This is a genomic window from Streptomyces flavofungini, assembly GCF_030388665.1.
Classification (GTDB): Bacteria; Actinomycetota; Actinomycetes; order Streptomycetales; family Streptomycetaceae; genus Streptomyces; species Streptomyces flavofungini_A.
In genome coordinates this window covers 9,083,893-9,104,455 of record NZ_CP128846.1, presented here as the reverse complement: position 1 = coordinate 9,104,455, position 20,563 = coordinate 9,083,893, and the positions used below count along the sequence as shown (strand labels likewise).

The 20,563-nt window shown below is 69.7% G+C and carries 17 protein-coding genes and 6 pseudogenes; 6 read left to right on the top strand and 17 right to left on the bottom strand.

Features of this window, described 5'->3' with window-relative positions:
* Window positions 1–177: 177 nt before the first annotated feature.
* The 3 genes and pseudogenes from QUY26_RS39505 to QUY26_RS39495 all read right to left on the bottom strand — a co-directional run.
* Window positions 178–414: pseudogene (locus tag QUY26_RS39505) on the bottom strand (transposase); the annotation flags it as partial.
* Between the two features lie 32 nt (window positions 415–446).
* Window positions 447–860: a hypothetical protein gene (locus QUY26_RS39500; protein ID WP_229882432.1), complete on the bottom strand. Its 414-nt coding sequence runs from the start codon at window positions 858–860 to the stop codon at window positions 447–449.
* Between the two features lie 3 nt (window positions 861–863).
* Entirely contained in the window at window positions 864–1,874 is a 1,011-nt protein-coding gene (locus QUY26_RS39495) for a DUF6192 family protein (RefSeq protein ID WP_289955342.1), read from the bottom strand.
* A gap of 575 nt (window positions 1,875–2,449) precedes the next feature.
* Between QUY26_RS39495 and QUY26_RS39490 the strand changes: the two genes are divergently transcribed.
* The 4 genes and pseudogenes from QUY26_RS39490 to QUY26_RS41270 all read left to right on the top strand — a co-directional run.
* Window positions 2,450–2,839 carry a hypothetical protein gene (locus QUY26_RS39490; RefSeq protein ID WP_289943029.1) on the top strand — a complete coding sequence of 130 codons (390 nt, stop codon included), beginning with the start codon at window positions 2,450–2,452 and terminating at the stop codon, window positions 2,837–2,839.
* Window positions 2,840–2,849: 10 nt separating this feature from the next.
* Window positions 2,850–3,671, top strand: coding sequence for a hypothetical protein (locus QUY26_RS39485; RefSeq protein WP_289943030.1), 822 nt, complete (start codon window positions 2,850–2,852; stop codon window positions 3,669–3,671).
* A 94-nt stretch (window positions 3,672–3,765) separates the two neighbouring features.
* Window positions 3,766–3,981, top strand: a pseudogene (locus tag QUY26_RS39480) (hypothetical protein); the annotation flags it as partial.
* A gap of 41 nt (window positions 3,982–4,022) precedes the next feature.
* Window positions 4,023–4,289, top strand: a pseudogene (locus tag QUY26_RS41270) (zinc finger domain-containing protein); the annotation flags it as partial.
* A gap of 189 nt (window positions 4,290–4,478) precedes the next feature.
* On the opposite strand, the gene QUY26_RS39475 reads toward QUY26_RS41270, so the two are convergent.
* The 4 genes and pseudogenes from QUY26_RS39475 to QUY26_RS39460 form a co-directional block, all read right to left on the bottom strand.
* On the bottom strand, window positions 4,479–4,631 hold the full coding sequence (locus QUY26_RS39475; protein ID WP_289955340.1) for a hypothetical protein: 153 nt from the start codon (window positions 4,629–4,631) through the stop codon (window positions 4,479–4,481).
* A gap of 65 nt (window positions 4,632–4,696) precedes the next feature.
* Entirely contained in the window at window positions 4,697–5,026 is a 330-nt protein-coding gene (locus QUY26_RS39470) for a hypothetical protein (RefSeq protein WP_289955339.1), read from the bottom strand.
* Between the two features lie 26 nt (window positions 5,027–5,052).
* Window positions 5,053–5,523 carry a hypothetical protein gene (locus tag QUY26_RS39465; protein WP_289955336.1) on the bottom strand — a complete coding sequence of 157 codons (471 nt, stop codon included), beginning with the start codon at window positions 5,521–5,523 and terminating at the stop codon, window positions 5,053–5,055.
* A gap of 369 nt (window positions 5,524–5,892) precedes the next feature.
* Window positions 5,893–6,724 (bottom strand): annotated as a pseudogene (locus QUY26_RS39460) (helix-turn-helix domain-containing protein).
* 173 nt (window positions 6,725–6,897) lie between these two features.
* Here QUY26_RS39460 and QUY26_RS39455 point away from each other — a divergent pair.
* A pseudogene (locus tag QUY26_RS39455) lies at window positions 6,898–7,732 on the top strand (IS5 family transposase).
* Window positions 7,733–8,427: 695 nt separating this feature from the next.
* Here QUY26_RS39455 and QUY26_RS39450 read toward each other — a convergent pair.
* From QUY26_RS39450 to QUY26_RS39440, 3 genes are all read right to left on the bottom strand, one after another.
* Window positions 8,428–9,336 carry an alpha/beta fold hydrolase gene (locus tag QUY26_RS39450; protein ID WP_289955334.1) on the bottom strand — a complete coding sequence of 303 codons (909 nt, stop codon included), beginning with the start codon at window positions 9,334–9,336 and terminating at the stop codon, window positions 8,428–8,430.
* Between the two features lie 198 nt (window positions 9,337–9,534).
* Window positions 9,535–9,810 (bottom strand): hypothetical protein, encoded by a 276-nt coding sequence (locus tag QUY26_RS39445; protein WP_289955332.1) that lies wholly within the window; start codon window positions 9,808–9,810, stop codon window positions 9,535–9,537.
* A gap of 29 nt (window positions 9,811–9,839) precedes the next feature.
* Complete coding sequence (locus tag QUY26_RS39440; RefSeq protein WP_289955331.1) at window positions 9,840–10,442, bottom strand: GNAT family N-acetyltransferase; 603 nt, start codon at window positions 10,440–10,442, stop codon at window positions 9,840–9,842.
* Between the two features lie 952 nt (window positions 10,443–11,394).
* Between QUY26_RS39440 and QUY26_RS39435 the strand changes: the two are divergent.
* Window positions 11,395–11,737 (top strand): annotated as a pseudogene (locus QUY26_RS39435) (transposase); the annotation flags it as partial.
* Window positions 11,738–12,192: 455 nt separating this feature from the next.
* Here the strand turns inward: QUY26_RS39435 and asnB are convergent.
* The 7 genes from asnB to QUY26_RS39400 form a co-directional block, all read right to left on the bottom strand.
* Entirely contained in the window at window positions 12,193–14,037 is a 1,845-nt protein-coding gene (gene asnB / locus QUY26_RS39430; protein WP_289955328.1) for an asparagine synthase (glutamine-hydrolyzing), read from the bottom strand.
* A gap of 66 nt (window positions 14,038–14,103) precedes the next feature.
* Complete coding sequence (gene panD / locus QUY26_RS39425) at window positions 14,104–14,526, bottom strand: aspartate 1-decarboxylase (protein ID WP_289955326.1); 423 nt, start codon at window positions 14,524–14,526, stop codon at window positions 14,104–14,106.
* A 94-nt stretch (window positions 14,527–14,620) separates the two neighbouring features.
* Window positions 14,621–16,039: an aldehyde dehydrogenase family protein gene (locus QUY26_RS39420; RefSeq protein WP_289955324.1), complete on the bottom strand. Its 1,419-nt coding sequence runs from the start codon at window positions 16,037–16,039 to the stop codon at window positions 14,621–14,623.
* 13 nt (window positions 16,040–16,052) lie between these two features.
* Window positions 16,053–17,018: an alpha/beta hydrolase gene (locus tag QUY26_RS39415; protein WP_289955322.1), complete on the bottom strand. Its 966-nt coding sequence runs from the start codon at window positions 17,016–17,018 to the stop codon at window positions 16,053–16,055.
* A 19-nt stretch (window positions 17,019–17,037) separates the two neighbouring features.
* Window positions 17,038–18,558, bottom strand: coding sequence for a flavin-containing monooxygenase (locus QUY26_RS39410; protein WP_289955318.1), 1,521 nt, complete (start codon window positions 18,556–18,558; stop codon window positions 17,038–17,040).
* The gene (locus QUY26_RS39405) at window positions 18,555–19,955 is read right to left on the bottom strand and encodes an FAD-binding oxidoreductase (RefSeq protein WP_289955316.1); all 1,401 of its coding nucleotides are present in this window, start codon (window positions 19,953–19,955) and stop codon (window positions 18,555–18,557) included. The genes QUY26_RS39410 and QUY26_RS39405 overlap by 4 nt, the downstream gene beginning before the upstream one ends.
* The gene (locus QUY26_RS39400; protein ID WP_289955315.1) at window positions 19,952–20,491 is read right to left on the bottom strand and encodes an acyl-CoA thioesterase; all 540 of its coding nucleotides are present in this window, start codon (window positions 20,489–20,491) and stop codon (window positions 19,952–19,954) included. The genes QUY26_RS39405 and QUY26_RS39400 overlap by 4 nt, the downstream gene beginning before the upstream one ends.
* Between the last annotated feature and the right edge of the window lie 72 nt (window positions 20,492–20,563).

Sequence of the window (20,563 nt, the reverse complement as noted above, 5' to 3'; positions counted from 1 at the left end):
CTTGGCCATATCGTGCGGGTCTTGCGGGTCTCCGTCCCGGACACCTCCAGACGGCCGCCGCGTTCCTGACATGCTGTGGTCCCTTTCGGCTTTCGCCTCCAGGTAAGTCAGGCGACCCAGGAATATCCCTCCAAATTCCTCCCGATTGAGTCGGGGATACAACAAAGCGCCTCACGGCGCACAGAACCCGTAAACCGTCTCCCACGGCGGGAAATCCGCAGGCAGGGCCCGCCATTTCGCGCCGTTGTCGACGATGTAGCGGATGCCGTCGACGACCTCCCGCCGCGGCCACTTCTCCGGGTGCCCGCCGGTCTTGGTCCGGCAGGCCGGGACCGGCAGCAGCGGTTCGAGAAGGGCCCATTCGGCGACCGAGGTGTCGGACGGGTAGCGGCCGCGACGGGCGGCAGCGGGCATGGCGGGCTCGACAGGGTGATCGGCGACGGGGGCTATTTGGAGAGCTGGGCGAGGGTGGCGCGCACCCCGGTGAGCTGTGCGGTGGCGAGCTGGGCCCATTCGTCGTCGGGGTAGCGGGCCAGGTGCGGATCGAGCGTGCCCGTGATCACCCGGGTGAGGCGGCCGAGGATCTGCCGGAACTGCCGCTTGTCGTACTCGATCCAGTCCGCGGGATCGTCGGAGAACATGAACCCGTCCCGGCGGGTCCAGGTGATCGGCGTCAGGTTCTCCGCGGCGACGACGTCACGGACGTGCCGGATGCCGCGGCCGACCTGCGAGCGGGTCAGACGGGTGGCGGCCATGAGCTGGTAGGTGTGCAGACCGGCGGGGCGTGCTTCCATCAGGGCGACGCGGACCAGGTCGCCGTAGTGCTCGGCCAGGGGCCGGGCCTCCCGGCGTCGCGGCATGACCTACTCGCCTTTGAGCAGTTGGACCAGCTGCTCGTCCAGAGTGAACTCGCCGTTGTTGAGGGCTCCTTCGAGCCAGTCCGCCGCGGCGCGGACCCGCCCGATCTGTCGGCACACGGTCTCGCGCTCGTCCTCGGTGAACTCCTGCCCGCGCAGCTGTGGGACCAGGCGGCCGAGGGTGGCCACGAAGCCGTGGCAGGAGCCGACCAGGTCGAGGTACTCGATGGTGTGCTCGATCGCGCGGACGGCCGGAGTGCGCTCCCGGATCCGGTCCCGGGTCTCGTTGGAGTTGTCGAACTGGGCGCGGTTGACAAGCATCCGGGTGGTGTCGTCCCGCATCGTCTTGCGGGCGACGGCCGGACGGCGCAGCAGACTGGTGGTGACCTCCTGCGCGACGCTGTCGTCCCTGGTCAGCTCCGTGACGACCCGGACCTTTTCGGCCGGGGTGACGTGCTCGGTGACCGCCGGCCGCTTCAGTAGGTCGGTGGCGACCTGGGCTGCGACCTCGTCGTCCCGGGTCAGATCGGCCACGGCCTGGACCTTCTCATCCACCGTCACCGGCCGGTCGACCCGCTGGCCGACGACCCGCTTCGCGCCGTCCGGCGTCCACTGCCTGGCTCCCGTGCGCGGGTTGAACGGCGCGTCCTCGATCGCCGCCCACCGCTCGTCCTCGTCCGCCACCGACGCCAGGATGCGGTGAACGGTGAACGAAACGCCCTCCTTGCGGCGCTTCTCCGGCCAGCGGTTAGCGGTGTAGCGCCAGTCCTCCACCGTCCGGCGTTCGACGCCGATGTCGTCCGCGAACATCTGCAACGACTCCGTCACGGTGAACAGGTCGTCCGTGCCGTTCGGCATCGACCCGCCCACCGACCTCATCGGCTCGATCTCCAACGCCATGTCTCCCAGCGCGAACTGCGAGCGGGCGATCTGCGCGATCAGTTCCTTGGCCTGGGTGACGAGCTGTTCGTAACGCTGCCGGGTGACGTTCCCGATCCGGTCGGCCACGTCGGTCATGTTGACCACCGCCCTCGCCCGGGTCCGGCCCGGTCACCAGGACGTGACCGGTCAAAGGGGCGCCGGCCCCGTTCACCGTCCACCGTGGCGCGCGCGACACGCCGGGGCAGAGCGTGAACCAGGGGCGCTCGAAGCGCACGCCTTTCGCTCCCAACTACCGTGTAAATCCAGGGGTGTTCAAGGTGTGTGCGAGGCGTTCGGCTACGGCGTTTCCGTAACGCCGTTCCGTGACGCCCGCCGCTGACGGCAGGCCCGTACCCGGCAACGGTCCGAGCAGTACACCGCCGCCCTCGACCGCTCCACACCCACCGTCCACGACCGCCCGCACACCGGGCACTCAGCCTGCTCTCCCCGCTGCATCGCGGCCACCCGCTGACGGGTCCGATCAAGCCTCCGCCACCGCCGTGACCTGCAACGACCCGAGCAAAACACCGCCTCCGCCGCCATCGCCTGCGGCAGCGGATCACCACACTCCCGGCAGTACCGCCGAGCCGTCCCACCAGCCCCCACACCCCAGATCATCCAGGTATACGCAGCTCACGGCCAGGGATCAAAAACACCTACTGAGTGAAGGCGTGGACGTCCCGGCCGTCGACACCGTCGCCCTGGTCGACCCCCGCACGGCGCAGGGCGACCTCTTGCAGATCGCGGGGCGTGCCGTGCGCTACGACTGGGAGAACCCGGACAAGATCGCGTCGATCATCGTGCTCGTGCTCCACCTGGCACGGCCTGCGGACGGCACGCTGGTCGGGCCGGACTGGGGGCCAGTGATCAACATGCTGCGCGCGCTGGAGTCCTACGAACCCGACCACGCCACCGGCGAAGGCGAAGATGAGCCGGAGGAGGCCGTGCAGCGGCTGGAGCGCGCGGGGCGCAGCACCAGCCTCGGCCCCCACCGCGTCCAGCCGTCCAGCCGTCCAGCCGTCCAAGGAGGCGTGCTGGCGGGCCGAGGAACGCGCCCGTGAGCTCCAGCAGATGCGGACCCTCACCCGCCAGCGGTCCGCAGCCGTGGTCGCGGACTGGCTGAAGATCACCGTGTTGTCCGACCCCGCCACCGCTGATACCGAACGCCTCATGCGTGCCATCACCACCTACCACCAGCGCCACGGGCACCTGCGGGTGCCCGTGGACTGGCACGAAACCCTCCCCCTCGACTGCACCCGCATCCCCCTGCTCAAGAAGAAGGATGAGGAGCAGGAGCACGCGGTCGTGGAAGGGCAGGAGCCGGAGCACGCGGGAAGACGGAAGCGGGCGAAGGAACGGCAACTCGAGCCCGGCCATGGCCGGGGTGAAGGACAGGGGCAGGCGGACGGACAGGTAGAGGAGCAGGGGCGAAAGCCGGCAGAGCAGGAGCGGGCTGTGGGGCCAGAGGTTGTGGTGGTCCGGCTGGGGTGGGAGCTGGAGCGGGCACGGCGGCAGTGGCGCCGCGACCGCGACGACCTCCGCGCCCTGATCGCCGAACACGGCCCCGACGAGGGACTGGAGGTCTGGCAGGGGCGACCGCGGCGGGTGCCTGGGGACCTGGCCGCCCTGCTCGGCGAATACGGATTCGTGTGGGAACCGCGGGCCTCCGCCCGGCAGCTCCTGGTCGAGGCAGCGCGGGAGTACGCGCACCGGTACGGGCACTTCCTGCCCGCCGTGGAGGAGACCATCAACGTCGACGGGCAGGAGGTGCGGATCGGGAGACTGCTCAGCGAATGCCGCAGGCCCTCCTGGGGCGCCCGGGACGAGGAACGTGAAGTCGCCCGCGTGCTGGACGGGCTCGGGGTCAGGCGGGTGAGGGACGGCGCGCCCTGAAACGCTGGGTGGGAACGCAAGCTCGTCCTGCTGGAGGCCTTCTACGAGGAGTGCGGGCGCCGCGGCGAACTCCTCACCGGACAGCGGATCTTCCGCATACCTCCACCAGCGCGCCGCGGGCCGCATCGGCAGCCTCACCCGCCTCATCCGCCAAGCAGCAATCACAAGCATCCTCGACGGCACCGAACGCATCTCCAAGGCGTCACTGGATGCTGTGCGCCTGGACCATCTCGCCGAACAACACCACCGCCCCACCACCCCGGCCCGAAATCGACCCCACACCACACTGACCAGGCACACCACCCCTTGACCTGCAAAAACACGAACAGCGCCATTAGACGCAGAAGGTAAGTGCAACAACCGGAGCAGCTTTCAACGAACCTGCAACACCCACAGGCCAGCCCACCCAACACCCCGGCAAAGACCACCCCCACCGGTTCTCACCCGATCTACAACACCCCAGCACACACCACCCACAACACCTCAACTCACACCCCCGTCAGCGTTAAGCGCCATCCGTGCCCCAAGTGCAAGGCGGCCCCCGGCTCGCCCTGCCGCTCACGTTCCGGCGCGGTCGCCAGCGCCCACCACACCGGCCGCTTCACCAAGGTGCCCAAGCTGCACAAGGAGCTGCGGGGCGGACGGACGATGGGGAGGCGTACACGACGACCGGGGCCAAGCTGGTGGTCGAGGTCGAGGCGGGCACGACACGCCACGCGACGGTGGCGATCACGAGGGTCCGCTGACCTGGTTGTCCACAGGCGCACTCGTTCCCTGTACGTCGGCTCTACCGTGCTGCTCCTGCGATCACGAAGGGGGCGGCATGGCGAGGGTGGAGCTCACGAGGGCAGCCGACGAGGCGCTGTCCGCGATGCCGGACGACGTGCGCGAGGAGACGCTCGCGCTCATCGACACCGTGGCCGACGCTGCGAGCGCGACGCCGGGGATGGCCGTGAACATTGCGGTGAAGAACCGAGAAGCCTCGCAACATGGTCGCGAGGCTTCTCGGAGGATGATGTGCCAGCCTACCGGCCCAAAAGCCGGGGATCGATGTCGCCTTGTCGAATGTTGACCTCCGCTACACCGCGATCAGCGCCACCTCCAGCAGTCCGGATGGCCTGGCGTGTCACGGCGACCGCGATGTCCGCTGCTTCGCCGGGGGTTTCAGCCGAGATCTGCACGGTGGCGCCGACGGAAAAGAAGGCGCCGGTCGGACTGTTGGATGTGGCGGTCGGCACGATTTCGTACTGCGGTTCCTTCTCCATCGCCTCGGCCATTCCTTCCCGGAGCCGTGCCCACTCGTCGTCGGTGACGTCCAGCAGTAGCTGTACGTCGACTTCCCAGTCACTGGCCATTGCGGTGCATCCTCATCCGAATCTATTTACCTGGGCTTTGCATCAGCGGCCTTGCTGACAACTTGCGTCTTGGTGCCAGTGATAGGCGAGACGATCTGTGCGGTGCTCTGCCCCCAGAACCGCGCAGCATACTTCACCTTCTTGCCGTGGGGGACAGGAGCGTAGAACGTCGCCTTGCCGCCACCGGTCCTCACCGTCTGCGTTTCCTTCGCGGTCGCGGCGACAAGCGGCTTCGGCGCACCGGCGCGCATCAGCTTGGATGTGACCTTCAACTGGACTGAGGGGATGTTGCCGTAGCACTGGGCGCGGGTCTTATAGATGACGCTTTTGCCCTTCTTTGACCAGTGGGGGGCGTCCACCGTGATATTGCAGTAGGCGCGAATCGTTCTCTTGCGCGCACCTGCGCTCGCCGCATTCAGCGTGATCCTCGTTGTTCCCCCCACCTTCGGTGTGGGGTCGGTGTCCGAGGCGTTCGCCGACTTCGCGGGAACCTCCACTGCACTAGCGGGGTCACTGTCTGCCTGTACTGCTGGAGCAAGGGCCAGCATCGGGCCGAAACTGACGCAGAGTGCTGTAAGCACTATCTTGCTGCGCGTGCCACCATTGTTCAACGTCGTTCCCCTGATTTAGCTTTCAAAAGCGGTTGGTCGTATTCCGCTTGGAAGTACGTTACGCATTAATTGAGGGCAAGATCAACTGTATTCATAGCGTCCATTACGTGCGACATGTCACTCAAAAATCCCGCTCCGATCACACAACCAGAGAGTCCGAATCTCCGTCCGGACATGCTTAGAGATCGCGCGGATAGGTGAGGGGGTGTCGGGCTTCCGGCGTTGATCAAGTTCTGTTCGTCAGGTGTGCGGGTGTCAGCGGTTCGTATCACCGGGTGGGACGGCGCTGCCTGGTGCTGCTTGGCTGGCAGGTGCCCAGGAGATGAGGATGCGTAGCGCGTCGTGCGATGTCGATCCGGGTTCTGCGGTGAGGATCATGAGGCGTTGGCCGGAGCCGTCGGGGCTGTCCCAGGTGTCGCAGTCGAGGGTGAAGTCGCCGACGGCGGGGTGCCGGTAGTGCTTGGTGCCGTAGCTGGCGGAGTTGACGTGGTGTTCGGCCCACCAGGTGCGGAAGTCAGTGTCTTGTACGGAGAGTTCGCCCACGAGTTGGGCGAGGGCGGGGTCATCGGGGCCTTTGGCTGCTTCCATGCGGAGGGCTGCGACCGCGTCACGGGCGTCGTGTTCCCAGTCGAGGTGCATGCCGCGGAAGGCGGGGTCGGTGAACATCAGGTACACGTAGTTGCGCCGTGCGGCGGGGATGCGGGCGAAGTCGGTGGAGAGCGCGGTGGCGGCGTGGTTCCAAGCGAGGAGGTCCATGCGTTTGCCGAGAACGAGGGTGGGGGGTCTCGGTGAGCTGTTCGAGCAGGCGGCGGGCGGCTGGACGCACGCGTTGGGCGGCACGCCGGCGACGCGGTCTGGCGTCGGTCTTGCCCGCGATCTCGAAGAGATAGGTCTGCTGGTCATCATCAAGGCGCAGCGCACGTGCAAGAGTGGCGAGCATGGATGCTGATGCCTGGACCCGGCCCTGCTCCAGTCGCGTGTAGTAGTCGACACTGATCGCGGCGAGGTGGGCGACTTCCTCTCAGCGCAGCCCCGCGACTTTGCGGTGACTGTCGGTCTCGGGCAGGCCGACTTCGTGCGGGCTCAGCTGGGCACGGCGGGCCTTGAGGAAGGCGCCGAGCTCGCCAGGTCCGGAGGGTGAGGGCGCGAGCCATGTCGACCTCTACGACAAGGAGTAGTACCTCGGCCCCGTCGTGGAGAAGCTGAGCGGCTTCTTCACCGCAAGACTCGACCAGGCCGCCTGAGACTCGAGCCGCTGTTGTGCCTGCGCTGCCGTTCTCTGTCATTGACCCGATCTGGGAGCAGTTCTCGACGTTGCTGCCGGCCCGCAACGTGTCGCATCCCTGGGGATGTCACCGGCCACGAATCGCGGACCGGCTGGTGTTCGACAAGCTCATCCAAGTGCTCGTGTTCGGTGTCGCCTATGCGAAGGTCGCGGACTCCTCCTGCTCGGCAACCACGATCCGCAACCGACGCGACGAGTGGATAGCTGCTGGAGTGTTCGAGGAGCTGGAACAGCTGTGCCTGGACGCCTACGACCGGGTCGTCGGCCTCGCCTTGGAAGATCTCGCAGTGGATGGATGCATCACCAAGGCACCCTGCGGGGGCGAGATCGCCGGGAAGTCGCCGGTGGACCGCGGGAAGCAGGGCACGAAACGCTCCCTCCTGAGCGACGGGACCGGGATCCCGCTGGGCTGTGTGGTCGCTCCGGCGAACCGGCACGATTCCGTGCTGTTGCGCCCCACGCTGGAGAAAATTTCCCGGTTCGGGCTCCTATCTGCCTGAACAGATCACCGTGCATCTGGACGCCGGCTACGACTCCCGCACGAGTCGCAACCTGCTTGACAAGTTGGGCTACAGGGCCGTGATCAGCAAGAAAGGGTTCCCACTGCAGGCTGGCGCCAGATGGGTCGTGGAACGCGCTAACTCCTGGCACAACCGCGGCTTCCGTAAACTCGCCATCTGTACAGAACGCCACACTCGCGTGATCGACGCCTTCATCGCACTCGCCAACGCGATCATCATCGTCCGCCGACTACTCCGAACTGCCTGGACCAGCCACCGTTGGCAAACCCGGCCAGGCCGACGCCCTTGATCTATCTGTGCGATCTCCAAGTGCTTGTTGTTGTGCCGATCGTGGAGCCTGGTGACTCGAACGGGGTTCTGAGTCGGGTGATCTTCTGGTGGTCCGGGCATGAAGGCAGGGCCTCTTGGTAGCTCAGGGTGGCGAATGGCGGGCGATGCCGGTCGACCTTCCGGCCTGGAGCGCGGTCCATGCGTTCTTCCGCCGGCGTCAGCAGGGGTTGATCGCGGAGTTCCACGACCGGCTCCGCAGACGGGCGGGGCAGGCCGAGGGACGGTCGGCGGAGCCGACACCGGCGATCATGGACTCTCAGTCCGTGCGGGCGGCGGAGACCGTCGCTACGTGATACCAGAAGCAGCCTGACCAAAAAATCACTCCGACCGGTCAGAAGGGCGCGCACAAGCCCTGCCGTCACCGATGGGCTCGACGAACCGACGCGCGCTTCCCGCTCAGTCATGAACGCGACCATCAGACCCTCGCGAATCTCGGCTGCACGCGTGCTAATGCTGTCCCCGTCGAAGCCTGGTTGTGGAGCGAGGATCTACCGCCATGGATCTAGCGTCACTCGGTGCATCGAGAGGGGGTGACCACGACGGCTTTGGTTCGGACCCGGGTGCCGGAGGCGGTGGTGCGGCAGGTGATGCGGGGGGGGGACGGCGAGGGCGGCGGTTCGTTGACGTCGGTGATGCCGCTGGCCGTTGCAGCGGTCAGGACGTGCCGGGGACCGCGGCCGGGCCCAGCCCGGGCGCGGGACCGTCGGTCTTGTCCACGGGCAGTCGACTGCCGGACCCTTGGAAGGCGTCGGAGCAGGTTCGCTCGATCGCTGAGACGACGACTGACGAGTGCCGGGTGGGCAGACGATGACAGCCATGTGGGACGACGTGCAGTTCAGCGGTGGGGATCTGCTCGGCCAGGCGGTGTGAGTGGACGGGCGGAACCGTGGGGTCCTCCTCCCCCACCAGGATGTGCACCGGGATCCGCCGCAAGGCCCCCAGCTCGGTGACGTCGTGGCGCATCAGTGCTTTGAACCACCGCCCGGCGACATCCATGGGGGGCTGTGTGCTCAACCGCGCCTGCCAGAGGTTGTGCAGGCGCAATGCCACGCCGGGGGCGTGAATGCACAGGCTGGCCATGGCGTGGCGCAGCAGGCCGACCAGCCGTGTTCGCAGCGGAAATCCGGCGGCAGCGAGGTCGAGGCCGCCGCCGCTGGTGGCCAGGAGCAGAGCCGCGATTGCCTTCTCCCCAAAGAGGCGGGGGTGGGAAGCGGCCAGCGTGAGAACCGCGGCGCCCCCCATGGAGTGGCCGACGAGGATGACCGGTATGTCCCCGGGCGCGGTGGCGGCGATGACGGCCTGGATGTCGTCGGCCAGCAGGGACATCGCTGGCCGTGCGGTGCCGGTGGTGGAGCGGCCGTGACCGCGCTGGTCATAGCGCACGATGAGGGTGGACGGGCGGTTCAGTTGTTCCACGGTCTTGTCCCAGATGGCAGAGGTCGCCTGCCATCCGTGGGCCAGGACGATCACCAGGTCAGGGTTCTTCGGCCCGTGCAAGGAGAGAGCCAGGCGCGCGCCGTCGGGCCGGGGCAGGCTGACGAGGGTGCAGGGGGACTCTGGCACGAGCGTCTCCTTGGTGCGGACGGCAGCACGGCTGCCCGGGGCGAGCGGCGGCGACAGGGCACATCCTGCACGTCCTCGCACGGCAGGGACTGCCGGATCACGCCCTGCCACGAGTGTGAAGGCACACGAACAACAGACGCTGAAACACACGGCAATGGTTGTGGAGAGACTCGGCTGCCGTCCGGCAGATCAGGCAGCTCACCGCACCATGCGCACGTCTCCTGGCAGGGATGGGGCAGGAGAGGGTTGCTTGTGAGTTGGGGCGCGGCGGGGAAAGCCACCGGTCACCGACTTCGCCACCTCCTCGAACACGATCTGCGGGATGGCGTCAGCTTCTGCGCGGCTCAGGAGGATGGGGGTCGCCTCCTCGTCCGACACTCTGGCCAGAAGGGCAGCGGCGGAAATCCCCTTGGCGACGATGACGCAGTATCCAAATTCGCAGAGCTGAGTGTTCGGGAACGTACTGGCACTCATAGCTTCAGGATGCCTGGCGCGGGAGACGGTCAGCCCTGCGTCCTGGGCTCGCGGCGCATGCACCAAGTGCGGGGACCGTCGTCGGGCAGCTCGACCTCCGCGGTCACGGTGAAGCCCAGGCGTTCATAGAACCTCACGTTCCGCTCGCTCGAGGTCTCCAGGAATGCCGGGTGCCCGGCGCGGTCCGCCGCTTCGAGCCCGGCCTCGACCAGCACGCCCCCGAGCCCTTGGCCCTGTGCTTCCGGGGCCACGCCGACGGTCGCGAGGAACCACACCGGCTCGCTGGGCCGGTGCGGATCGAGGGCGCGCTGCGCTGCGGCGAAGGCCGGCGCGCGGTCGCCCGCCAACTCCTCGATCAACGGCCCCACTTCGGCGAATCCGGGCGTCGGGTCCAACTCGGGCGTGGTCCACACCGCCACGGCGCGCGCGTCGTCGGTGACCCATGTCCGCCCGTACCGAAGGCCGACCCGGGTCAGGAACAGCTCCTGGAAGCGGCGCACCCGCTCGTCGTGCCCGTCGGCCGCGACGACATGCCGGGTGAACGGATAGTCGGCGAAGGCATGGGCGAGTGTCCGGAGGGCACCGGGCACGTCCCGTTCCGTGGCGGGTCGTACTACGGGGGTGAGGGCCATGCACGCTCTCCTTCACGTTCCTCGTGGGTGTCGGCGAGGCGCACTCCGGCGTACACCGCGCACCCGGAAGAACGATCAAGCTGACCCCGGGGTTCCCGGGAAGCCTCGTGATTGGCGTCGGGTCGCCCGGGCCGCTGCGCACGATCTCGTGGCTCGTTTGCTGTCCCACGGAAGGGAGACCTGGGCATGGGTAAGCAGAAGCCGCCTGCGGATCCGAGCCAGGGCGAACCTCCGCCCGGCAACGCGGACTCCCCGGGCGCAGGACGGTGTCTTCGGGGAGGGCCCTTCCGAAGGTTGGATTGATAGCAAGGCCGAGGTGCGAAGGTCGACTGGATGGGGCTTCTGCCGCAGGCCAGGCCAGCGGAACGGACTGCGAGTTCCTCCACGCCACCAGCGCGCGTCCGCTCCCACCGCATCTCGGACATGGACGGCTATCACCGTGTGGCTCGCCAACCAGCCGGCCCGCGTACAACGAGCACCTGGGCGGTTCGTCCGTCCTGAGCCTGGCCCGCGGGATCGGTGCCGGCCCAGACCAGACGGACGCGGACTCGGTCACGATGCCCATCGACGCGGCGGGCGGTCCCAGCCTGAATGCGGACGTCCTGGTAGGGGGCGCGGAGCTGCTGCTGGGGGGAAGCAGCGGGGCCAGTGTTCACGTCCGGCGCCGGTGGCTTCCGCGCGCAGGACGCGGGAAGCGAGGGCGACGGTGTGCCTCTCCGTTGCGTGGGGGCAGGTCGGCTGGTGTGGCGTGGTCCAGGAGCCGTTGGACGGCGTGGTCACCGGCCGGTCCGTCTCCGAGGACAGGGACCTCGGCCGGATCAGTCGGCCGAGGCGCGGGCGCTGGATGTGTGTGAGGGCCCGCTTTCGGGCGGGAGGAGTGTCTAATCAACGGCGGATCTGCTGATCAAGGAAGAGACGCCACGTGAACGAGACGACGACGGAGCACGAGTACGTGGAGGAGTGGGCCGATGCCCTCGGCCGCGTCGGACGAGGAGCTCGTCGCGATGCTGGTTGATCGGGCACGTAGTGAGGGCCTGCAACTGACCGGTGAGGGTGGGCTGTTGCAGATGCTGACCAAGCGAGTGCTGGAGTCGGCCCTGGAAGGGGAGATCACTGATCACCTCGGCTATGAGAAGCACGATCCGGCTGGGAAGAACAACCGCAACAGCCGCAACGGCACGCGGGCGAAGACCGTGCTGACCGACGTCGGCCCGGTCGGGGTGAGGGTGCCCCGCGACACGGCCGGCAGCTTCGAGCCGCAGATCGTCAAGAAGCGGCAGCGCCGCGACGACGGCGAGGCCCGCCGCCACCGCGAGGTGCTGGCTCCATCACCGACCTGACCACTGCCTCAGGAAGTCAGGCCAGGCCCTGCAACTACACCAGCGTCTTCGGCACGGGCGGCCCCGGCCTCGATGCCGCGCAGCCGAACAACGACTTCGGCTACGCAGGCCAGTACGGACAGGCCGCCGACGGCGAGGACGCCACTCTGCCCGACGCGCTCGGCTCCCACATGCGCGCCCGCACCTACGACCCTTCTCAAGGCCCCTTCACCAGCAAGGCCGCTCACCAGCAAGGCCCCCTTCACCCTCGGCCAAGGGACACCATCCGGATCCCTCTAGGCCCACATCAAGCACCGCCCCTCCTGCCGCTCTGCCGCGCACCCCTCTGCCATCTCCACACCGATGCCGCCGTCGAGCGGGGTCCGCGGCCGTGGCCGGTCCACGCTGTCGATCCGCTCCTTGTCGTGGCGTCAGATCCGCAGGCGCGGGCCGTAGAGGTCGATCCACGTGCGCAGGTCGAGGAACTTCTCCAGCGCGGCGCGGAGCGCCTGAGGCCTGGGGTGCTCGGCGGGAGCGACGTGCCCGGCGCGAGCCGCCGCCGCACGGTCGAACAGGGCGAAGACCGGGTGGCCGGGCTCGGCCAGGGCCCCGCGCACCTGCTCCTGGAGCGCGGACACATAGCGCTCGTCGCGGGTCATCGGATAGGGGCTCTTGCGCCGCAGGAGCACGCTCTGGGGCACCACGGGGCGCGCCGCGGCGCGCAGCACGCTCTTCTCCCGTCCCTGGGCCGCGTGCAGGGACCAGGGGATGTTGAAGGCGTACTCCGCGACGCGGTGGTCGCAGAACGGCACCCGCACCTCCAGTCCCACGGCCATGCTGAGCCGGTCCTTGCGCTCCAGCATGCCGCCGAGGCTGCGGGTGATGTGCAGGTGGAGCAGTTCGCGGGAACGGCGTTGGCCGGGGCCCTCGCCGTCGAGCGTCGGGGTCTCGCGGACGGCTTCGCGGTAGCGGTGCACCGCGTATCCCGGCAGGTCGAGGACGTCGGCCAGGTCCTGGGGCAGGAAGGCGCGTTCCTGGCGCGCGCGGCCGAGGGCGGCCGTCAGCCAGGGGAAGCCCGCGCCCGCGCGCAGGGCGGCGTCGTGGAACCACCAGTAGCCGCCGAACATCTCGTCGGCGCCCTCCCCGGACAGCGCCACGGTGGAGTGCTCGCGTATCGCGGTGAAGAGCCGGAGCAAGGAGTGGTCCATGTCGCCGCGGCCGACGGGCAGGTCACGGGCGCGGACGGCGGCCCGGCGCACCTCCGGGCTCGCGAGGTCACCGGCGTCCAGCACGATGTCGGCGTGGTCCGTGCCGAGGTGCTTGACGACCTCCTGTACGTAGGGTGCGTCGGGGCTGACGTTGTGGTGGTCGGGCGTGAAGTGGTCGGCGTGTCCCTGGAAGTCGACGGAGAAGGTGCGCAGGCGCTCGCCGTGCCCGTTCAGGGCCCCGGCCGCGAACCCGGCGATCGCGCTCGAGTCGAGCCCTCCCGACAGGAGCAGGCAGCGGGGCACGTCCGCGACGAGCTGCTCGCGCACCGCGCCGCCGAGGAGTTCCCCGACGTGCGCGGCGGTCGCGTCCGCGTCCTCGGTGTGCGACCTCGCGGTCAGGCGCCAGTACGTGTGCTCCCGCACGCCCCGGCGGTCGGCCGTCGCGAGGCAGCCGGGGCGCAGCTCCCTCATCCCGCGCCAGACCGCCGCGCCCGGCGTCTTCACGCCGAGGAAGATCTCGCGCAGCCCGTCGTGGTCGACGGCGGCCTCGGCCTCGGGGTGCGCGAGGACGGCTTTGGGTTCGGAGCCGAACAGGACCCCGTCGGGCGTGGGGTAGTAGTAGAGGGGTTTGACGCCCAGGCGGTCACGGACCAGCAGCAGGCGGTCGGTGCGCCCGTCCCAGATCGCGAAGGCGTACATGCCCGTCAGGTGTTCGACGAGGCCTTCGCCCCACTCCAGGTAGGCCCGCAGGACCACTTCGGTGTCGCTGGCGGTCCGGAAGGGGTGCCCGCGGCCGCGCAGGTGCTGCCGGAGGGCGACGAAGTTGTAGACCTCGCCGCTGTAGGTCATGGCCACGGGCCCGTCCGGCGTCCGCGCGGTCATGGGCTGCGCGCCGCCCGCGAGGTCGATGACCGCCAGTCGCTGGTGTCCGAGGGCGGCGTGCCCGTCGACCCAGGTCCCCGAGGCGTCGGGTCCCCTGGTGCGCAGCGACCGCGTCATCCCGTTGATGGTCTCTTCCTGGTGGCTGAGGTCGGCGTCGAACGCGATCCAGCCTGCGATGCCGCACATGAGGGCTCGCCCTTTCGTCAGTCGGCGGTGGGCCGGGACTCGTACCGGGTGGGAAGGGCGGGGCCGTCAGTCGACGAAGACGTGGTCGCCGCGGGTGGTGTCGCTGCCGGGTGCCGGTTCGGCCGGGTCGGACCCCAGCGCGGTGATCCTGTTGTCGTGGTCGACGTGCACGACCTTGGGCACGAGGCGGGCCGCGTCGGCGTCCTGGACGTGGGCGTAGGCGATGACGATGACGAGGTCGCCGGGGCTGATCAGCCGGGCCGCCGCGCCGTTGATGCCGACGACGCCGGAGCCGCGCCGTCCTTCGATGAGGTAGGTGGACAGGCGGTTGCCGTTGTTGATGTCGACGATGTCGACCTTCTCTCCGGGCAGGAGGTCGGCCGCGTCCATCAGGTCCCGGTCGAGGGTGAGCGACCCGACGTAGTGCAGGTCGGCCTGGGTGACGGTCGCGCGGTGGACCTTGGACTTGAACAGGGTGCGGTAGTACATGGCTCTGCCTTTCCCGTAGGGGTGTGACGGGCGTGGTCGATGCGGTGTCGCGGGCCGGTGCGCACGCGGACGGCGTGCGGGAACGGGCGGTGGGTCAGATCTGTACGGCTTTGGTCTCCAGGAACTCCTCCAGGCCCGCGGTCCCGCCCTCGCGGCCGTTTCCTGACTGCTTGTAGCCGCCGAAGGGGGCGTTGGGGTCGAAGGGCGCCCCGTTGACCTGCACCTGCCCGGCCCGCAGGGCGCGCGCCAGGGCGAGGGCGCGGTGTTCGTCGCCCGTCCACACGGCCGCGGCCAGTCCGTACTCCGTGTCGTTGGCGATGTTCAGGGCCTCTTCCTCGCTGTCGTACGCCTCGATGGCCAGGACCGGGCCGAACACTTCCTCGTGGTGCAGGGCCATCCGCGGATCGACGCGGGACAGGACGGTGGGGCGCACGAAGAACCCCCGGGGCGTGTGGGCGGGCGGGTCCTCGCCCCCGGTGACGAGTGCGGCGCCGTCGGCGCGTGCGCGGGTGATGTGCCGCCGCACGCGCTGGAGTTGGGCGGCCGAGGCCAGCGGCCCCAGCCGGGTCCGCTCCTCCCCCGGGTCCCCGGGCACCCAGTCCAAGGCGGTGTGGCGGGCCAGTTCCTCCACGTCGGCGAGTGCGGGGCGCGGCACGATCAGACGGGTCAGGGCCGAGCACGTCTGGCCGTTGTTCATGAACGCCGACGCCATGACGTCGGGGACGACGCGCGCGGGGTCGGCGTCGGCCAGCATGACCGCGGGGCTCTTGCCGCCCAGTTCCAGCGTCACCTTCTTGACGGTGCGCGCGGCCAGGGCGCCGATCCTGCGGCCGGTGTGCGTGGAGCCGGTGAAGGAGACCACGTCGACGCCCGGGTGCGCGGCCAGCGCCTCGCCCGCGCGCGGTCCGCTGCCGCACACGAGGTTGAACACGCCGGGAGGCAGCCCGACGGTGGCGATGGCGTCGGCCAGCTCCCAGACGCTCAGGGGGGCGACCTCACTGGGCTTGAGGACGACGGTGTTGCCCGCCGCCAGCGCGGGCGCGATCTTCGCGGCGGCCTGGTGGACGGGGTAGTTCCACGGGGTGATGGCCGCGACCACTCCGTACGGCTCGCGCAGGATCCGCGAGGGGCCCTGCGCGCGCTCGAAGGGGTACGCCACGGCCGTGCGGGCGGCTTGGAGAAAGCTGTTGACCGGCAGCAGCACCTGAACGGCCCTGGCGAAGGACAGCGGGCTGCCCACGTCCTGGGCGACCAGGCGGGCCAGGGGCTCCGCGCGGCGGCCGAGTTCCTCGGCGACGGCGCGCAGCAGGTCGGCGCGTTCCCCCACGGGGGTGGCCGCCCACCGGTCGGCGGCGGCGCGCGCCGCGGACACGGCGTCGTCGACGTCGCGCGCGGTGGCGTCGGGCACGGTGGCGAGGGGCCGCTCGGTCGTGGGGTCGACGACGGTGAGCAGGTCGGTGTCGTGCGAGGGCACCCAGGCGCCGTTGATGTACAGGCGGTCGTGTGCGGGCATGTGGAGCTCCTGTTCAGGCGGTGCGGTGGCGGTGGGCGTCCTCGGCGGGGAAGCGGGCCCGCAGCCAGGCGGTGATGTCGGTTCGTGCCCGGGCCGCGGCGGACGACTCGCAGAGCAGGAAGAAGACGTGCAGCACGCCGTCGTAGCGCCGGACGGTGCTGGGCACCCCGCTGGTGCGCAGGTGCTGTCCGTACGCCGCCGCCTCGTCCCGCAGCGGGTCGTACTCCGCGCTCAGGATCAGCGCCGGCGGCAGTCCCGTGTGCTCCGAAGCGAGCAGGGGGGCGGCGTAGGGGTGGCTCCTGTCCTGGGGCGAGCGCAGGTAGAGGTCCCAGAAGTGGGCCATGGCGGCACGGGTGTTGAGGTAGCCCGTCGCGTACTGGCGGTAGGAGGCGAAGGGCGAGTCGGCGGCGGGGGCCAGGCTCGGGCAGATCAGCAGCTGCGCGGCGATCGCGGGCCCGCCGCGGTCCCTGGACATCAGGCACGCGGCCGCCGCCAGGTTTCCTCCCGCGCTCTCCCCCGCGACCACCAGGCGTGCGGGATCGGCGCCGAGTTCCTCCGCGCGCTCGGCCAGGGCGCCGATCGCGGCGTACGCGTCCTCGGCGGGGCCGGGGAACTGTGTCTCGGGGGCGCGCCGGTACTCCACGCTGGCCACGACGGCGCCGCTGGCGTTGGCCAGCTTCCGCAGCGGCCGGTCCACCAGCTCCACGTCCCCGGCGACCCAGCCGCCGCCGTGGAAGAACACCATGAGGGGGCGCGGGCCGGGGCGGGCGGAGGGCTGGTAGACGCGGACCGGCAGCTTGCCCGCCGGGCCCGGCACCTGGGTGTCGGTGATCGACGTGATCGGCTCGGGCGCCCCTTGGGCCTGCCGCAGGCCGCCCATGAGTTCCCGGATGGTGGGTACGTCGACCGATTCGAAGGCAGGCATGCGCAGCCGGGCCAGCTGCTCCAGGAACGCCTCGGCTTGCGGGTGCAAGGACATGGGGACTTCTCCTACGGCGTCAGGGGGTGCGCGAGCGGGCGGACGTCCGTGGTGCGCGCGGGTGGTCCGCGGGATCGCGCGGCTGGTAGTGCGCGAGGTTCACGCGGCGGGTGCGGCGGCGGTACTCCGCCGTCTGACCGGGCCAGTTGGTGGTGACGGAGCCGTTTCCGCCGCGGTACCAGTTGCGGCAGGCCGACCAGACGGTGGCCCTCAGGCGGTGCCGCATCTCCGCGGTGAACGTGTCCTCGGCGTCCGCGCGCACGTCGAGCAGCGGGCGTGTGCCGCGCCCGATGACGCGCAGCGCGTCCAGGACGTAGCGGATCTGGCTCTCGACCATGTAGACGACCGAGCCGGCACCGACGTTGGTGTGCGGTCCGTACAGGAGGAACATGTTGGGGAAGCCGGGCACCGTCATCCCCAGGTACGCCCTGGCGCCGCTGTGCCAGTGGTGGGCCAGCGGGCGGCCCTGGCGCCCGGTGACGTGCAGCGACGCGAGGAAGTCCGTGGCCGCGAAGCCGGTGGCCTGGATGATGACGTCGACCGGGTGCTCGCCGCCGCTCCCGGTGCGGACGGTCGTCTCGGTGAGTTCCGCGATGGGGTCGGTGACCAGTTCGACGTGGGGTGCGTTGAAGGCGGGGTAGTAGTCGCTGGAGATGCCGATCCTCTTGCAGCCCACTTCGTCGCGGGGGGTGAGGCGCTCGCGGAGCTCGGGGTCGTGGACCTGCCGGCGCAGCTGGGCCGCGCAGCCGAAGGCCGTGAAGCCGCGGGTGCGCCACCTTCGGGTGAGGCCGGGCACGGTCAGCTCGTTGAACAGCCACCAGCCCAGGCGTGCCGCCTTGGCGCCGACGCGGCCGAAGGGCCCGCCGCCGGGGCGGTAGGCGCGTTGCCAGCGGGGCACCACGTAGGGCGCCGAGCGTTGGAACACCGTCAGGTGCGCCGCTCGCTTCGCCACCTCGGGCACGATCTGCAGGGCGCTGGCGCCGGTCCCGATCACCGCGACCCTGCGGCCGGTCAGGTCCAGGCCGTGGTCCCAGCGCGCCGAGTGGAAGATCCGTCCCGTGAAGCGCTCGGTGCCGGGCAGGTGGGGTGCGGAGGGGTGGCTCAGCTGGCCGCAGGCCGGGACCAGGACGTCCGCCTCGTAGGTGTCGCCCTGTCGCGTGCGCAGGTGCCAGCGGCGGGTGGGTTCGTCGAAGCGTGCCTCGCTGACCTCGGTGCCCAGGCGCAGATGGTCGCTCAGGTCGTACGCGTCCGCGCAGCCGCGCAGGTAGTCAAGGATCTCCCGCTGTCCGGCGTAGCGCCGGGTCCAGGTGTGCGGCGCGAACGAGTAGGAGTACAGGGGGGCGGGGATGTCGCAGGCAGCGCCGGGGTAGGTGTTGTCGCGCCACACCCCGCCGATGTCGTCGGCCCGCTCCAGGATCGTGAAGTCGTGGTGGCCCGCCCGCTTGAGGGCCATGCCCAGGCCGAGGCCGCTGATGCCCGCCCCGATGATCACCACGTGGACCGGGCGGTGGTGCCGCGGAGCGCGGCGGGGGCGGTTCACCGCGGGGTCCGTGGGGGAGCCGGGGTGATGTTGTGGTTGAACCGCAGCAGGTTGTCCGGGTCGTACATCGCCTTGACCCGGGCGAGGCGCGCCAGGCGCGGCTCGTCCCAGAAGGCCCGCACGCGGTCCGTCTCGTCGTCCTCGGATGTGGTGTTGAGGTAGGTGTTGCCGTGGCTGAAGGCCTTGAGCTGAACGCTCGCCTTCTTCACCCACGCCCGGCAGCGGTCGGAGTCGGCGGGGTCCTTCCACTGACAGATCACGTGGATGAGCCAGCTGTCCTCCCGGTGCGCGAAGGCGGTGGCGTCCGCGGCGACCGCCGTGGCCGCCGTGTCGAAGGGGTGGACGTTGATGGTGGTGAGCGACGACGGCAGGTCGGCGCCGATGGCCGCGACGGCCGCGATCTGCTCCGCGTCGAAGCTGGGCAGGAACTCACTGGTCCAGTAGTGCAGGTTGCCCGCCGGGGTGAACGCGTCCAGCATCGACTGCACGGCCACCAGGGGCATCGGGCCGAGGCTGTCGTACAGCGGACTGCCGAAGTCCCGCAGGGGCCGTACGGTGTCCCACGCGTCCTCCATGGGGCCGAAGTAGCGCACGAACAGCGCCACCATCGGCATGCCCTGGAACTCCTCGGGCACGAAGTCCGCCTCGGGGGCGTGGATGAACAGCGCGTCCGCGCTCAGGTGCGACGGGCTCGTGGCGCTGAAGTCCCTGAGAAAGGTGAGGACTTCCTCGGCCTGTTCGACGGGGTGGGCGAGGAATCCCGCCAGCATCATCGGCCCGACCGGGTGCGCCTGGAACTCGAAGGAGGTCACCACGCCGAAATTGCCTCCGCCGCCGCGCAGCGCCCAGAAGAGTTCCTGGTGGCTGTCGGCGCGGGCGGTCACCAGGCCGCCGTCGACGGTGACCACGTCGGCGGACAGGAGGTTGTCACAGGTCAGGCCGTACTTGTGGAGCATCATGCCGACGCCGCCGTTGAGGGTGAGCCCGGCGATGCCGGTCTCCGACATCTGCCCGGTCGGGATCGCCAGGCCGTGCAGCTGCGTCTCGCGGTCCACGTCTGCGAGCAGCGCTCCGCCCTGTACGCGTACGGTCCGGCGCTGGGGGTCGACGTGGACGCCCCGCATGAGGGACAGATCGATGACGAGTCCGTCGTCGCACATCCCGTGCCCGGCGACGCTGTGGCCGCCGCCGCGCACGGCGATGAGGAGCCCCTCCTCGCGGGCGAAGCGCACCGCCGCGACGACGTCCGCCGTTCCCAGGCACCGGGCGATGACCGCGGGCCGCTTGTCGATCATGGCGTTGTAGACCCGGCGCACGGTGTCGTAACCGGCGTCCGCGGGGCCCACGACCTCGCCCAGCAGCCGCGCGCGCAGGCGGTCGAGCGCACCGTGCTTCATGACGTCTCTCCAATCTCTCGGGATGAACTCGTGGCGATGTCCCGCTCGGACCGGGAGCGCGCGTCCGGTGCCCCGGCGGGGGCCGCGTTCCGCTTGCGCTCGCGGTATTTCTCCAGGAATTCCACGAAAGCGTGATGCATGTCGTCGGGGATTTTTGTCAGCACCCCGCGCTCCGCGTCGACGAAAGCGTGGATGGTGCGCGCCTCGGCGACGAGCAGACCGCCCTGCTTCCGGTAGATCTCGTAGTAATAGGTGAGGGTGCCGGGCGCGGCCGCCCACGTCCTGATCACGAGCTCGTCAAGGTACTTGGCGGGCTGGTGGTAGCGGACGTACAGATCGGTCGTGGCGATCTGGTACTTGCGGTAGTCGGCGCCGACGTCCAGGGCGAATTTTTCCCGCCCGAGGTCGAACCAGGGAATGTAACTGGCGTAGTACGCGTGACCCTGCAGGTCGCACTCCCCCCAGCGGACCCGGGCCGTGGCCTCTACGCTGACGTCGCGCATGATGTTCGTGGCCGACTGCACGAGACGTGGCATGGTCTCCTCGATCTCCTCCTGAGCCGCCGCCGGGCTCCGGGCCCACGGCGGTCAGCGCTGTTGCGTCCGCTC

Excerpts from the sequence above, each read along its gene's own strand:
- QUY26_RS39485 (WP_289943030.1), top strand. The coding sequence starts at position 2,850 with ATGCGGACCCTCACCCGCCAGCGGTCCGCAGCCGTGGTCGCGGACTGG.
- QUY26_RS39415 (WP_289955322.1), bottom strand. The coding sequence starts at position 17,018 with ATGTCCTTGCACCCGCAAGCCGAGGCGTTCCTGGAGCAGCTGGCCCGG.
- QUY26_RS39420 (WP_289955324.1), bottom strand. The coding sequence starts at position 16,039 with ATGCCCGCACACGACCGCCTGTACATCAACGGCGCCTGGGTGCCCTCG.
- QUY26_RS39445 (WP_289955332.1), bottom strand. The coding sequence starts at position 9,810 with ATGAGTGCCAGTACGTTCCCGAACACTCAGCTCTGCGAATTTGGATAC.
- QUY26_RS39400 (WP_289955315.1), bottom strand. The coding sequence starts at position 20,491 with ATGCCACGTCTCGTGCAGTCGGCCACGAACATCATGCGCGACGTCAGC.
- QUY26_RS39475 (WP_289955340.1), bottom strand. The coding sequence starts at position 4,631 with ATGTTCACGGCCATCCCCGGCGTCGCGCTCGCAGCGTCGGCCACGGTG.
- QUY26_RS39500 (WP_229882432.1), bottom strand. The coding sequence starts at position 860 with ATGCCGCGACGCCGGGAGGCCCGGCCCCTGGCCGAGCACTACGGCGAC.
- QUY26_RS39405 (WP_289955316.1), bottom strand. The coding sequence starts at position 19,955 with ATGAAGCACGGTGCGCTCGACCGCCTGCGCGCGCGGCTGCTGGGCGAG.
- panD (WP_289955326.1), bottom strand. The coding sequence starts at position 14,526 with ATGTACTACCGCACCCTGTTCAAGTCCAAGGTCCACCGCGCGACCGTC.
- QUY26_RS39470 (WP_289955339.1), bottom strand. The coding sequence starts at position 5,026 with ATGGCCAGTGACTGGGAAGTCGACGTACAGCTACTGCTGGACGTCACC.
- QUY26_RS39495 (WP_289955342.1), bottom strand. The coding sequence starts at position 1,874 with ATGACCGACGTGGCCGACCGGATCGGGAACGTCACCCGGCAGCGTTAC.
- asnB (WP_289955328.1), bottom strand. The coding sequence starts at position 14,037 with ATGTGCGGCATCGCAGGCTGGATCGCGTTCGACGCCGACCTCAGCCAC.
- QUY26_RS39440 (WP_289955331.1), bottom strand. The coding sequence starts at position 10,442 with ATGGCCCTCACCCCCGTAGTACGACCCGCCACGGAACGGGACGTGCCC.